This window comes from Methylobacterium sp. WL103 (assembly GCF_008039885.1).
Taxonomy (GTDB): domain Bacteria; phylum Pseudomonadota; class Alphaproteobacteria; order Rhizobiales; family Beijerinckiaceae; genus Methylobacterium; species Methylobacterium cerastii.
The window spans coordinates 1-497 of record NZ_VRUX01001247.1 but is presented as its reverse complement, the minus strand read 5'-3'; the positions used below and the strand labels follow the sequence as shown (position 1 = coordinate 497).

Below are 497 nucleotides of genomic sequence, written 5' to 3'. Positions count from 1 at the left end.
TACGGCCCCTGGCGCGGGTCGATCGGCCCCCACGGCGCCGTCCAGCCGAACGGGCCGTTCGCCGGCACGCGGCGGATCTCGTAGGACAGGCCGAGGGTTTCGGCGATGCCGACGCACTGGTTCTCGTCGCCGGCCTTGCCGTCGGTGACGATCCAGGCGCGGGCGCCGGCCAGGGCCGGGCTGGGAAGCGTCTCGCTGGGGGCGGCCACGTCAGTCGGCGGGCAGGTTGCGGACGAGCCAGTCGGCGTAGATGTCGGCGATGGCCGTGACGCGGCGGCGCTCGGATTGCGGGTCGTACCAGGCACCGCCGAAGCTCGACGGGGTCGCCGTGAGCTGCGGGTGGCGGCCGAGCACCGCGCCGTCCCGGGCGACCAACAGGGCCTCGCCGTCGAGGTAGTCGTTCTGCGAGCCGCCGCCGAAGCCGGAGCGGCCGTTGGTGCCGCCGCCGGCATAGGGCCGCAGCGAGAAGCCGCGCACCAGCACCACGAGGCTGGGGC

1 protein-coding gene and 1 pseudogene are annotated in these 497 nt (G+C 75.3%); both read right to left on the bottom strand.

The genetic code is table 11. The features are described 5' to 3' along the window. Positions 1-209: ELM1/GtrOC1 family putative glycosyltransferase (locus tag FV222_RS28850; protein ID WP_187277545.1), on the bottom strand; the 209-nt coding region annotated here is incomplete at its 3' end. A gap of 1 nt (position 210) precedes the next feature. Continuing rightward, a pseudogene (locus tag FV222_RS28845) lies at positions 211-497 on the bottom strand (hypothetical protein); the annotation flags it as partial.